The organism is Campylobacter sp. BCW_6467, assembly GCF_001762855.1.
GTDB lineage: Bacteria > Campylobacterota > Campylobacteria > Campylobacterales > Campylobacteraceae > Campylobacter_D > Campylobacter_D jejuni.
Genome location: NZ_MJXP01000023.1, coordinates 1 through 12964 on the forward strand (window position 1 = coordinate 1; position 12964 = coordinate 12964).

Annotated in this window: 13 protein-coding genes and 1 pseudogene; 4 read left to right on the forward strand and 10 right to left on the reverse strand. The window is 28.0% G+C overall.

What is annotated here, in order from left to right; translation table 11 throughout:
* Positions 1-1907 (reverse strand): methyl-accepting chemotaxis protein (locus AJ888_RS03250; RefSeq protein WP_070296126.1); only part of this gene is annotated, 1907 nt, incomplete at its 3' end.
* 223 nt (positions 1908-2130) lie between these two features.
* Here AJ888_RS03250 and AJ888_RS03255 point away from each other — a divergent pair.
* The 4 genes from AJ888_RS03255 (at position 2131) to AJ888_RS03270 (ending at position 4985) form a co-directional block, all read left to right on the forward strand.
* Positions 2131-2556: a MerR family transcriptional regulator gene (locus AJ888_RS03255; RefSeq protein WP_002862207.1), complete on the forward strand. Its 426-nt coding sequence runs from the start codon at positions 2131-2133 to the stop codon at positions 2554-2556.
* Positions 2557-2682: 126 nt separating this feature from the next.
* Positions 2683-3660 carry an aldo/keto reductase gene (locus AJ888_RS03260; RefSeq protein ID WP_070296127.1) on the forward strand — a complete coding sequence of 326 codons (978 nt, stop codon included), beginning with the start codon at positions 2683-2685 and terminating at the stop codon, positions 3658-3660.
* A 58-nt stretch (positions 3661-3718) separates the two neighbouring features.
* Positions 3719-4138, forward strand: coding sequence for a cupin domain-containing protein (locus tag AJ888_RS03265; RefSeq protein ID WP_070247970.1), 420 nt, complete (start codon positions 3719-3721; stop codon positions 4136-4138).
* A 94-nt stretch (positions 4139-4232) separates the two neighbouring features.
* Positions 4233-4985 (forward strand): carboxymuconolactone decarboxylase family protein, encoded by a 753-nt coding sequence (locus AJ888_RS03270; RefSeq protein ID WP_070296128.1) that lies wholly within the window; start codon positions 4233-4235, stop codon positions 4983-4985.
* A gap of 77 nt (positions 4986-5062) precedes the next feature.
* On the opposite strand, the gene AJ888_RS03275 is transcribed toward AJ888_RS03270, so the two are convergent.
* From AJ888_RS03275 to hsdR, 9 genes and pseudogenes are all read right to left on the reverse strand, one after another.
* Positions 5063-6547: a class I SAM-dependent DNA methyltransferase gene (locus tag AJ888_RS03275; RefSeq protein WP_070296129.1), complete on the reverse strand. Its 1485-nt coding sequence runs from the start codon at positions 6545-6547 to the stop codon at positions 5063-5065.
* Positions 6548-7618, reverse strand: a complete 1071-nt coding sequence (locus AJ888_RS03280) for a Fic family protein (RefSeq protein ID WP_032603381.1) — start codon at positions 7616-7618, stop codon at positions 6548-6550. It abuts the gene before it with no gap.
* 119 nt (positions 7619-7737) lie between these two features.
* Entirely contained in the window at positions 7738-7989 is a 252-nt protein-coding gene (locus AJ888_RS09415; protein WP_161969439.1) for a restriction endonuclease subunit S, read from the reverse strand.
* Positions 7990-8064: 75 nt separating this feature from the next.
* Entirely contained in the window at positions 8065-8232 is a 168-nt protein-coding gene (locus tag AJ888_RS09420) for a hypothetical protein (protein WP_161969438.1), read from the reverse strand.
* A 79-nt stretch (positions 8233-8311) separates the two neighbouring features.
* On the reverse strand, positions 8312-8638 hold the full coding sequence (locus AJ888_RS09155; protein ID WP_002862198.1) for a restriction endonuclease subunit S: 327 nt from the start codon (positions 8636-8638) through the stop codon (positions 8312-8314).
* A 9-nt stretch (positions 8639-8647) separates the two neighbouring features.
* Positions 8648-8851: a hypothetical protein gene (locus AJ888_RS09160; protein WP_002862197.1), complete on the reverse strand. Its 204-nt coding sequence runs from the start codon at positions 8849-8851 to the stop codon at positions 8648-8650.
* On the reverse strand, positions 8830-9186 hold the full coding sequence (locus AJ888_RS03290) for a restriction endonuclease subunit S (RefSeq protein WP_032603380.1): 357 nt from the start codon (positions 9184-9186) through the stop codon (positions 8830-8832). The genes AJ888_RS09160 and AJ888_RS03290 overlap by 22 nt, the downstream gene beginning before the upstream one ends.
* Positions 9186-10604 (reverse strand): hypothetical protein, encoded by a 1419-nt coding sequence (locus AJ888_RS03295; protein ID WP_002784162.1) that lies wholly within the window; start codon positions 10602-10604, stop codon positions 9186-9188. The genes AJ888_RS03290 and AJ888_RS03295 overlap by 1 nt, the downstream gene beginning before the upstream one ends.
* Positions 10605-10640: 36 nt before the next feature.
* Positions 10641-12942 (reverse strand): annotated as a pseudogene (gene hsdR / locus AJ888_RS03300) (EcoAI/FtnUII family type I restriction enzme subunit R).
* Positions 12943-12964: the final 22 nt, after the last annotated feature.

The window sequence follows — 12964 nt, forward strand, 5'->3', positions numbered from 1 at the left end:
CTTACTGTACTAGAAATAATAGCTGATTCATTAGCAATTTCAACATTATCTTTAGTAGTTTGATCAATTTGTGCTACGCTATCATTGATTTGAGTAATACCTGCAGTTTGTTCTTTAATACTTTCTGCCATATCATTGATAGATTGAACAAGTAAGTTAGTATTAGCTTCTATTTCAGATAAAGACTTTTGAGTTCTCTCAGCTAGTTTTCTAACTTCATCAGCCACAACAGCAAAGCCTCTACCATGTTCTCCAGCACGAGCTGCTTCAATAGCTGCATTTAAAGCTAGAAGATTGATTTGATCTGCGATATCTCCTATAATACCTGTAACATTTTTAATCTCTTCAGATTGAGTGATAACATCACTAGTTTTAACTGAAACATTTTGCATAGAAGAAGTGATCTCTTCTAAAGCTGCTGCAGTTTCTTCTAAAGATTGAGCTTGAGAATTTGAAGAAGTGGTTAAGCTTTGAACAGCAGTTTGTAATTTTCCACTTTCATTAGCTAAAGCATTAGCAAAGTCTGAACTTTGTTTTAGCATTTTAACTATTTCATCGCCTAAAGCATTAGTAGTTAATTCAACACTTCCTGAAGCATTAGAGATTTTATTTCTAAAATCTAAGCTTTTGTATTCTTCAAATATTTTATGAATAACATTCATATCAGAACCTACTCTAGCTTGTAAAACATCAAGAAGTTTATTTAGAACATTTTTAAGTTCAATAAGTTGTGGGTTTCTTGGATTAGCAGTAATTCTTGCTGTTAAATTACCACCTTCTACAACTGATACGGTTTGAACTGATTCTTTAACAGCTTGATTGTCTTGTTCTAAACCTTTTTTAGTAGCAAGGATGTTTTCGTTGATAGCACTTGAGATTTGTCCAAATTCATCATTGCTTTTTATTTCTATAATAGAAACATTTTTTGTTTTATGATTGATGAAGTCAAAGAATGAAGTTAAACCTGTTTGGATAGCTGCAAGTGGGGAGAGGTATTTTGATATGATGAAATAAAGGAGGATGACGCTAAATACTACTACAATAATGACAACAATAGCTTGAATAAATGCAGCTTTATGAATAGGTCCGTTTATAATATCAGCACTTTCAGTAATACAAGCTGTATAAGCAAGAACTTTAGTACAAGTTCCAAGTCTTTCTTTTCCATCAAGTTTATAAGTAAAAAAATTATTATCTCCATTAGCCTTATATGCATTTAAAACAGGAGAATGATCAATAGATGGATTTAATAATTCTTTATTGGTTGCAGCAAATATTTTATTTTTTTGATCAAATAAAAAAGTATTTCCAGGAGTTTTTGCAACTAAATTTTGTAAATTCTCTGATGGTATATCAACACCTAGCACTCCTATGATTTTACCATCTTTATAAATAGCTTTAGAATATGTTATTACATATTGTTTTAAATTTGTATCTAAATATGCTGGCGTAACAAAAATATCATTTGTTTTTAAAGCTTCTTTATACCAATCTTTTGTCTTTATATCTAAATCATCACGCAACTCAGGCATTTTTATGTCATTGGATCTTTGACTGAGTAGAACTTTTCCATTTGTTAAACCTAAATAAATATTTAATGCGTTTATGCTATGACGATAGTGTTTTAATATAGGACCGACATTGTTAATAATATTTTCTTCAGTATTTAAAGATTGATAAGGTAAACTTGTGATATCTTTTTCTAAGTTTTTAGTAAAAAATTGGTTTGTAGAACGGAAATTTTCAACTACAGATTGCGTGGCTTGAAGCAAGTCCATTTGATTTTTAAGAGTGGTTTCATGTAATGAGGTTTTTGTGAAATAAAAACTTACAATACCTAGAACAATTAAGGCAAAAATTGCAATTAAATTTGCAATGAGAGAAAGTTTAATTTTTATACTATTCATTTTTTTCCTTTTTTTGTATTTATTTTTAAATTTAAAATTAAATCTAGTATTATTTTATCAAAAAATATAAAATATTTTTTGACTTTTATCTTGAAAATTTAAAAATTTAATTATATTAATTGAAAATTATATGTATTTTTCTAAAAAGTAGCATTAATATAAAATAATAAAATATTTAGTTAAAAATTGAATTGTATGAAATTTATATTTATAAAGGATTAGAATGGCTTATACGATCATAGAGGTAGAAAGAAAAACAGGAGTTTCTAGTAGAACACTTAGGTTTTGGCTAGATAAAGGTTTATTTCCCTTTGTGGAAAAAGATAAAAATGGAGTGCGTTATTTTAGTGAAAAAGATTTAGAATGGGTGATTTGGGTGGATTGTTATAGACAAATTGGCATGAGTATCGAGGATCTTAAAAGATATATTTTTTTATGTGCTAAAGGAAAGAGTACTGCAAAAGAGAGATTAGAGATTATTTTAAAATTAAAAGAAAAAACACTAAAAGATATGAAAAAATTGGAGAGTATTATAAAAAAACTTGATTTTAAAATAGATTATTATGAAAACATGGTTATGGAAAATAAAGATGAGCTAAATCCTTTAAGTAAAGATTATATTAAACGGAAAAAACGAGTAAAAATTTAAAAATATTTAATTTTATTCTTGACTTACACTAGATGTTAGGTTTTATACTTTTAATTAACATGATAGAAAAATGTTTTTAATAATTAAGAACTATCAGTTTTTAATAAAAAATAAAAAAGGATAAAAATGCAAAAAAGAAAATTAAGAAATTTGGAAGTAAGTGTCTTAGGACTTGGTTGTATGGGAATGAGCTTTAGTTATGGAGAAGCTAAAGATGAAAAAGAGATGATAACACTCATTCATAGGGCAAAGGATCTTGGTATTGATTTTTTTGATACAGCCGAAGTTTATGGTCCTTTTATTAATGAAGAATTAGTAGGTAAAGCAATAAAACCTTTTAGAAATGAAGTGGTATTAGCAACAAAATTTGGTGTCAGGATTGAGGGTGCTAAGCAAATTGTCGATAGTACACTTAGTAAAATCAGACAAAGTCTAGAAGGTAGTTTGAAGCGTTTGCAAACAGATTGTATAGATCTTTATTATCAACATAGAGTCGATACAAATGTTCCAGTTGAAGAAGTTGCTAACTTAATGAGCGAGTTTTATAAGGAAGGAAAAATTAAAGCTTGGGGTATGAGTGAAGCAGGAGTGCAAAGCATTAAAAAAGCTCATGCAGTATTTCCGCTTAGTGTGGTTCAAAGTGAGTATTCTTTATGGTGGAGAGAACCAGAAAAAGAACTTTTAAAAGTTTTGGAAGAATTAAATATAGGTTTTGTTCCTTTTTCTCCTTTAGGAAAAGGATTTTTAGCAGGTAAATTTGATGCAAATTCTACTTTTGAAAATAATGACTTTAGATCACAAGTTCCACGTTTTAAAAGCGAGAATTTAAAAGCTAATTTGGATTTAGTTTATGCATTAGAAGATATAGCAAAAGCTAAAAATGCTACTTTAGCACAAATTGCTCTTGCTTGGGTTTTGGTGCAAAAAACATTTATTGTGCCTATTTTTGGAACAACAAATTTACGAAGGTTAGAAGAAAATATTAATGCTGTTAATATTGATTTTACTCAAGAAGAATTAAATCATTTAAAGAGTATTTTAGAAAAAATAATAATCAAAGGGGATCGGTATGCCGGTGAAGCAGCTCTTAGAGTTGGGAAATAAAAAGTTTGGTTTATTTCTTATTGTAATGGTTTTATGTAGTTTTGTTAAAGGAGTGTAAATGCAAGAACTTGAAAGTAAAGGAATTCATGGAAGTTTTAAAGGCGATAGTAAATTTTTTAGCAAAAATGTAAAAGTTTCTATGATGTTTAAATCAAATGAGTGGAGAAATTTTAGTGGGGCTTTGGTTGAATTTGAAGCCAGTGCTAGAAGTGCGTGGCATACTCATCCTCAAGGACAAACCTTAATCGTAACAGAGGGTGAAATCATCACAAAAGTTCCAGGCCAAAAAGCCTTTATAGCTAAAAAAGGCGATGTGATAAGCTGTCCTATAGGAGTAAAGCATTTTCATGGTGCAACTAATACAAGTAGTGGAGCACACATAGCACTTACAGGCGAAAAAGAGGGTAAAAATGTAGAATGGCTTGAGCTTGTAAGCGATGAAGAATATGAAAATGCCTTAAAAGAAGCAAGAGAGTAAAAGAAATTTGTAAATAAAACAAAAACTTTTATGTTTTTGGAGTATTTTAAATGCTCTTTTTTTATAAACTTTAAAAACTACAAAGGATAAAACCATGCAATTAAGACAAAAAGCAAGAGAAATTTTTGAAAAACTCTTAGGAGTAAAAAAGGATCAACTTTTTGCAAGTGATAAAGAGTATTTTATCAATCACATAAATTTTACTTTTGGAGAGAGTTTTGTAAAAGCAAATTTGGATACACAAAAATATTTTTTAATCACCCTTGCTTCTACTTTAGCAGTGGGTGGAAAAATGGAATTTAAAGCTTTACTTCAAGGTGCAATCAAGAACGATATAAGTCCTATTGCCATCAAAGAAGTGATTTATCAAGCTACGCCTTATGCGGGTTTTGCTAGGGTATGTGATTTTTTAAGTCTTTGTAATAAAGTATTTAAAAAACTAAATATCGCCTTAGTTTTAACTCCACAAGGCACTACTACGCAAGAAAATCGCAAAATAAAAGGCAGGGAAATACAAAATGCTATTTTTGGTGAAGCCAATATCACTAAAATGATAGAATCTACCCCAGAAGATAAAGTTTTTATAAATGATTTTTTGAGTGCGAATTGTTTTGGAGACTACTATACACGCACAGGACTTGATCTAAAAACTAGGGAGCTTTTAACCCTTGTATATCTTATCTCACTTGGTGGGCTAGACAATCAAGTAAAAGCTCACATACAAGGCAATCTTAACATGGGGCAAAGTAGAAAAGATTTGCTAAATATCATTGCAGCTCTTATTCCATATATCGGTTATCCAAAGGCTTTAAATGTCCTAAATTTGCTTGATGATATTAAAAAGTAGAATGCAAGCAATAAATATTTATTGTAAATTGAGCTTAGAAGTTATTTGTAAATTAGTTTTTATCAAAAAACTTGCAATCATTTTAGTATGCTTTTAAGCTCATTTAGATATTCTTGTTGTATTTTTAGATTTTCTTCTAAAGAATTTAAAATCTCTTCACTAGTTCTTAGGATTTTTTCTTCTTTTACATTTGGATTTTTAGCACTTAAATCATAATTTCTTTCTTCAAGCTCTTTTTTGCTAACAAGCCAAGAATTAGCAGTGATTTTTCTTTCTTTGTAGCACTTTAGAAATTCTTTAAAATGTGCGTATTCTAAAGGCTTATTTTTAGTAAGTTTGTAAGGTGGTATAAGCTCGTAGTAATAAACTCCATCGCCTTCACAAATACATTTTTTACCTTTAGAGAAAAAAAGCACATTAGTCTTAACAGCACTATAAGGCAAAAATACCCCACTTGGCAAACTCAAAACGCATTCTAAATTAAAATCATCTAGTAGATCTTTTTTTACACTCACAAAGGCATTTGAATTTTGAAAAAGCACACCTTCAAGCACGATGATCGCACATCTTCCGTTGTTTTTTAAAGATTTTAAAATGTGCTGTAAAAATAAAAGTTCAGTAGCATTTGATTTTATAGGAAAATTTTCTTGAATTTGTTCTTTTTCTTTGCCACCAAAAGGTGGATTTGCAAGTATTACTTCGTATTTATCTTTTTCTGTTATATCTGTTATTTTTTTACTTAAAGTATTTGTTTTTATGATATTTGGACTTGAAATTTCATGTAATATCATATTCATAACGCCCATTGCATAGCTAAGCGGAGTTTTTTCTTTACCAAAAAGAGCATCATTTTTTAAAAATTCAAGCTCTTCTACGCTTAAATTTGCTTTTTTGCCTTTGGTTCTGTCTTTATATAAAATATGCAAAAAACTCTCAACTAAAAATCCACAACTACCACAAGAAGGATCATAAATTCTTTCTTTTGGTTTAGGATTTATTACTTCCACCATAGCCTTTATCAAAGGACGCGGAGTATAAAATTCTCCACTATTTCCACCATCGCTACCCATATCTTTTAAAAGTTTTTCATAAACTTCACCTAAGGCAAATACTTCATCTTCTTTATTAAAACTAATCTCATCAATGATATTTATCACTTCTCTTAAAGTATGTCCATTTGCTATGCGATTGTCTATAAATTCAAAAATTCCACCGATTTTATACTCTATACTTTTAAAATCATCATTATTTTTAAAATTTTTAAGATAAGGAAAAAGCTCTTTATTTACAAATTCAAGCAAATCCGATCCACTTAAAGCATTTTTTACATCAAGTTTGCCATCTTTTTTAGGTGCTGCCCAAACACTCCAGCTAAATTTTTCTTGCAAAATGCTTTTATAATCTTTGCCATCTAAAAACGCTAAATCTTTTAAATTTGTCTCATAATCATCTAAAAATTTTAAAAAAAGTATCCAGCCAATCTGCTCTGTATAATGCATAGCACCACTTATGCCATCATCTCTTCTTAGAATATCTGTGATTTTATCGATTTTATTTTGCATTTAAAAAATTCCTTTTCTAAAAAGTCTTAAAAGTTCTATATTTATATAATAATTACTTCTACCCATTTTAATACACTCTAATATTCCTAAATTTTCACAAATTTTAAGATATTTTGAAGCACTTTGTCTTGAAATGTCTAATTTTTTTATTAAAAAATCTATCTTTGTATAAGGATGAGAAAACAAAAGCTCCACAAAATCTTTACTATAAAAATTCGTTTTATTTTGTAAAATTTCACCTACATTAGACATCATTTTTTCTATCTTAATGATAGTTTCAATAGTTTTTGCAGCGGTTTGCTCTATGCCTTTAAGTATGTATTCTATCCACTTTACAATATCCCCTTCATCACGCACTTTTTGCAAAAGCTTATAATACTCATCTTTATTTTTTACTATATAAGCACTAAGATATAAAATAGGAAAATCCAAAAGTCCTTTATATACTAAATAAAGTATATTTATAATCCTACCCGTTCTGCCATTGCCATCATAAAAAGGATGAATGCTTTCAAATTGATAATGTATAATTGCCATCTTTACCAAAAAATCAAATTCATCTAAACTATCATCGTTAATGTATAGTTCTAAATTTCCCATAAGTTCTTGTATATCATTAGGATTTTGGGGTGGTATGTGTTTTATTTCTCCTGTAATAGGATTTTTAAGCATAGTTCCACTTTGTTTTCTAAAACCTGCATTATTTCTTTCTAATCTTTTTTGAATTTCTAAAATATGTGCATTTCTTAATAACTGTTCTTTTTTTAATAACTCATATCCTTTTTTCAAAGCACTTTCATAATCTTTCACTTCTTTTGCTGCTCTTGTGAGTTTGTTTTCATCAACTCGTGATAAAAAAAGTTCATCATGTGTTGTGATGATATTTTCTATCTCACTCGAATCTTTTGCTTCTTGTAAAATCAAAGCATTGATTAAAATACTTGGATTCGGTATGCTTTTACTAAGTCCATTTAACTCTGCTAATTTTCTAGAAGCTTTAATGATAAGACTATAAATATTTGCATTTAATTCTATATTTAAGGGTAGTTTTGATGGTATGAATTCTTTCATGATTTTTCCATATGTTAAAATTTCTAAAAATTTTAACATTATAAAAAAATATGTTAAAAAAATCAAAAATTTTTAACATATCAAGCCAATGTGTTAAAATTTGGCAAATTTTTTAACATTTATAATCTTCCTTTAAAAGCTCTATCTAGCAATGATTTTTTAAGCTCTTGTAAATTTTTTATCTGTGCTTGATAATTTTGCTTTAAATCTTTTATATTTAAAGAAAGCTCATCTAAATGTGAAACAATTTGCTTTTGTTCTTTCAATGGAGGCAGGGGGATTTGTAATTTAGAAAATTCTGTTTTATTTATAATAGGTAAAGTTGCCTGAGATGTGTTATTTTTAAGAATCTCTTGAAAATAATTACTCAAGTATAAAAAAAATAAAAATTTTGGTAGAAATTTAGAATTTGGATAATAGCATTAATTTGTTGATTACAACTTCCATTAACTCCACTTAATCCTACTTTCCCTATAAGTGCCTATACAAACCACTAAAATCGTATCTTTTGGTATATTTCTTGCATTGTTAAAACCCAATTTTGATAAATTATCGCTAGCATATTTTATTATCATATCTCCATTTAAATCACTAGGTTTAAACAATGGATACATTTCTATAAAAATTCGGATTATTTTTGTTAGGCGTTGTTCCTGTAATTATTTCCCCTATATCACCCAGACTTTTCCATTCCTAACCCTGCGGGAGTTGATAATTTTTCTTAGTATTATCTTTTAAAGGATTAAAAGCTTTTTGTAAAGCACTTTGTATTAACTCATCTAAAATTCCCACTATCCTTTCTTGCTTTTTAAGTGATGGTAATGGGATTTCAATATTATCAAAATCACCTTTAGTTATATGTCTCATAACAGAACCATGGGTTTTTTCACTCATCTCTTCTAAAACATCTAAGATGCAAAAATAAAAATATTTTTTATTAATTTCTATTTTGTAAAATACAACTTTAGAGATATGTTGATTTAAAATAGCTTTATCATTATTCCATATAAATATACCCAAACTTGCAGATCAAGAAATAAGCAAATCTCCATTATTAATTTCAAATTTAGGATTGTATTCTTTAGAATAATAGTTAAAATTTTTATTTGTTCCTGTAAGATTTTGAATTCTAACAATAGGTAAGCCTTTTACATCCCAATCAATAGGCTTAAAAGCCATACCATTTATAAAAGTTGCACAATTTTTTAATTTTACTTTTGCAAATTTTGACATATATCATTTTCCATCATAATTTCTTTATAACTTTCTATAGCTTGTTGTGAATAATACTTACTCATTATGAAAGTAACAAATATAATAAGAACACAAATAGCTAAAATAGAATAAAACAAAGTTCCTTTTTTAAATAATTTTGCTAAAGAATTTTTTAAGCCATTCTCTGTAATAAATTCTTTAGTGGTAGAAATAAAATTTTCCTTAATGTCTTTTATTTTTACCCAAGGTATAATTCCATTTTCCCAATATTCTTTTTTATTTCTTGATGGTGTTTCACCACTTGAAATTTCAGCAATATCACCAAGCTTTTTAACTTCCCAATAATTCATCATTAACTAAAGCGAGTATTTAAAATATTCTTTTTTGACTCTTCATCAATATCTTTTCCGAAAAAAGCATATAAATTTTGACTTTTTTCCATATCTTCACATATTTTAATCAAATTAGAATTTTTTAATTTTTTCTTAAATATTCCAATCATTTTTAAAAATTGTTCTCTTGCTATTTGACTAAATTCTAACTTTCTATTTATCTCATCTTCTAAAATTGACTGTATAGCTAATTTAATTTGATTTTCTGTAAAATTTTCTATAAGAAACAAATAAATTTCATTAGCCTCCCATGAAATTCCACATCCATTACCTAAAAATACATTAATAATTGTAAAAACATATTCAGTTTCTATATCTTTTGGAATAAAAAATTTATCACCAACTAATTGTTTTATTTTATTAACATATGTTGGTTCTGTATAGAAATTATTAAAAGAATTATGAGTTACAATAAGCTCTTCAAGTCCTCTCTTAAATTCAACTATCTTGTTTTCTTCACATAAATAAGACATTCCATTATTAACATGCTCTAACAACTCCTTTCCTTTTGAACTTCTATAACTATCTGCATGTGCTGTATATTCTCCGATTTTAATACCTATTTTATATTTTGCGCTATCCTTTAAATTGTTCCACACATAAGGATATAATATATTTATATTATCAACAACAAATTTAGGAGTATTTTTATCAGTATAAATACCAAACAAACCTAAAGCTAATGAGATAACTTTTCTACTAGGTTGTGCTTGTATAAAAGCACTAATATTTTCAATTTCTGATTTGGACATAGCCTGTTTTTTAATATTTCCAAGAAGCTTTTTTACTTTTAAAGCAATTTCACTTTCTTGTGAACAAATTACCTCTGATATACAAGTTTCTAAAAATGATAACATCTGAAATGGCTTTAAACCATTATTATTTGGATGTGCAGCACTCATTTCATTACGCATATATCTAATGTGCTCTAATTGTTTATAACCAACTTCACTTAATAAATCAATATCTCTAGCGCCTTTTAGTAATTCATAATCATTTAATTTGCTTAAATCTTCATCTGATTTAATTTGCAACTTACTATTTTCACTCAAAGAAGATTGTTCCAAAAAATAATTAATATCATACTGTATTATTTTATTTCTAATATTTAATATAGTTTCATTCCATAAATAATTTAATGCAGAATCAAATAAACCAACAGAAATAGATGCTATAAATTTAGAAATATAATTTGCATGTTGCAACTTATGCTTTTCAATTTTATATACAATACTTTCGAGATTACTTATAACTGCTATTCTATCATCACAATTTTGAAATACATCTATTGGTATACCTAATTTTTGAACAAATTCATTTAATGAATCAGAATATTTCTCAAGTTGTTTATTATGCAATTCAACTACATTTTTTGCCATAAAATCTCCTTTGTTTTTAAAAATATTTAATTATAGTTAATTTAAATAAATCTCCCTTTGTAAATCATCAAAACTTTGTTTTAGAATTTCTAAGCCACCAAATTCATCGGCCAATTCTCTTACATTACCCAAAGAACTAAGTTCTATAAGTGGTTTTAAGCCATCATCAAAATCTTTTATGCCGTATTCTTGATATCTATTTAGTAAAAATTCTATAAATTTTATAGCCTTTTCTTTTTGAAAGCGTTTTAAAAACTCACCATTTTCTACTTGTAAAACACGCTCTTGCCTTGTTTTTATCTCGGCATTAAAGCTTAAATGCGCTAAAACATCGTATATATCACAATCTTTTTGAAAAATTTCTCTTAGATCTTTTAAAGCATTTTCATCTACTCCATCATTTGCAAGGGCTTTTAAAAATCTTTCTCTATTTTTTTGATCACTCCAAATTTCACGCAATTTTGCTTCATCATCATAATACTCACCAAGCTTTCCTATCAAAAATTCCAAAAACTCCTTAGTGCTAAGTGGCTTACCTTGTGCTCCTACATAAGTAGTTGTGATATCTAAAACCTTAAGTTTTGTGCCTTTTAAGTGTATGGTTACGCTCTTTTTTTCTTTGCTTTCTTCTTTTGTTTGTTTTATATGCTCTTTAGTGATTTTTTCTTTTTCATCTTGCTCTTTTAATTCTTCTATTTTTTCACCATCCCATTTTGGATCATAAAAAAGCTTAGTCGCACCGACAAAATCAAGTATGGTAAAAAAGTCTTTGCCTTCATAAACCCTAGTGCCACGCCCGATGATTTGCTTAAATTCCACCATAGAACCTATATTTGCTAGCAATACTATATTTCGCACATTTTTTGCATCAACTCCAGTTGTAAGCATTTTAGAGCTAGTAAGTATGACAGGATAGCTTTTATCATTATCTTGAAACAATTTTAGATAATCAAGTCCTATTTTACCTTCATCACTCGTAACTCTTACACAATAATCATCTCTTTTAACACTTTTATATTTATCTATAGCTCTTTTTACTTCATTTGCATGAGCTTGATTTGCACAAAAAATTATGGTTTTATCCATAGGATTTATAAGCTCTAAAATTTTCTTAGCGATAAAGTCATTATAGTTTGGTAAAAAAATATTTCTTTCAAATTCACTTTGTTTATAAAAGCCTTTTTCAAGCTCACCTTGTATCAAATCATCAGGATTGTAAGTATAACCATCACTCAAATGTTTTTATGAGTTTGACTTTATAAGGGGTTAAAAATCCATCTTCAATACCACTTTTAAGACTATAATCATAAACACTCTCACCAAAATACTCATAAGTGTCTATATTTTCTTCTTTTTTTGGAGTAGCGGTTAAACCAAGCTGAGTTGCATAGGAAAAATACTCAAGTACAGCTCTCCAGCTTCCTTCTTCGTTTGCTCCACCTCTGTGGCACTCATCTATGATGATAAGATCAAAAAAATCTTTTGGGTATTGAAGATAAAATTTGCTCTCTTGTTCTTCTTGGGTGTTTTCTTGTTCTTTTGAATTTGCGGCTAAGCTTTGATAAATTCCAAAGAAAACATTTGCATTTGTTATGATTTTTCCATCATTTTTCTTTATTTCTTCGGCACTAATTGCCTTACAATCACTTTCTATAGGATTAAATTCTCCTAAGGCTTGATCTCTTAAGCTCACTCTATCACATAAAAATAGTATTTTAGGCTTTTGATCTTTGTTTTCTTTATTCCATCTTGCCTCTAACAAACGATAGCACAAATTAAAAGCTATGGTTGTTTTTCCTGTGCCTGTAGCAAGAGTGAGTAAAATTCTATTTTTGTTATTTATAATAGCTTCTATGACTTTGTCTATGGCTATTTTTTGATAATACCTTAATTCTTTTTGCGGAATATACATAACATTTTGAGTTAAAAGCCTGTATTGCCATTCTTTGACATTGCCATAAATCCTATCAAAAAGTTCTTTAGGACTTGGGAATTTATCTATATATTTACCACTATGACTTCTTATATCGTATTCATAAATTTTTTCTCCATTGCTACTATATACAAAAGGCACATTTAAAATTTTTGCATATTCTATGCCTTGAGATAAACCATCTAAAGGATCTTTGCTAAATTTTTTAGCTTCTATTATAGTAAGGTTGTTTCCTTCATATCTAAGCAAATAATCTGCAAATTTTCTTTGTGCTCTTTTACCACCTAAAAGTTTCCTACCATCTGTAAAATAATAATTTCTTTTTATGTTTTCTTCATTCCATAAAGCTAATTTTAATTTCTCATCTATAATTTTAACCCTTGTATCCTGCTCTGAAAAATTCATTTTTAACCCTAAATTAATTTTA